Raw genomic sequence first — 419 nt, forward strand, 5'->3', positions numbered from 1 at the left:
GTCCTCGGCCGCGGCCGGCTCGGCCTCGGCGTCCTGCCGGGACTTCGGAGCGCGCTCGTCCTTGCGCGACTTCGGCGCCCGCTCCTCGGTTCGCGACGCACCCGCCGGAGCCGACGCCCGCCGGGTCACCCGGCGCCGCGTACGGCCCCGGGTGGCGGCGGCCTCGGCCTCGGCGACGCTGCTGTAGAGCTCCTCGTCCGGGGCGAACGCCGGCTCCGGCAGGGCGGCCGGAACCGCGACCTCGGCGGCCACCTCGGCCTCGATCTCCGCGGCCGCCGGAGCAGCCTCGGCGATCTCCTCGACCTCCGCGGCCACCGCCTCGTGCGTCTCGGGCTCGGCCTCGGCACCGCCGCGGCCGCGCTTCTTGCGCTTGCCGCCGGCGGGCGCGGTCGCCTGGTCCATGTGCACGATCACGCCGC

At 79.0% G+C, this 419-nt stretch carries 1 pseudogene; it reads right to left on the reverse strand.

Annotated elements, in window-relative coordinates:
* Window positions 1-402, reverse strand: a pseudogene (locus LZ604_RS35550) (Rne/Rng family ribonuclease); the annotation flags it as partial.
* Window positions 403-419 lie beyond the last annotated feature (17 nt).

The sequence above is a fragment of the Streptomyces glomeratus genome, from assembly GCF_021462825.1.
GTDB classification, from domain to species: Bacteria; Actinomycetota; Actinomycetes; order Streptomycetales; family Streptomycetaceae; genus Streptomyces; species Streptomyces glomeratus.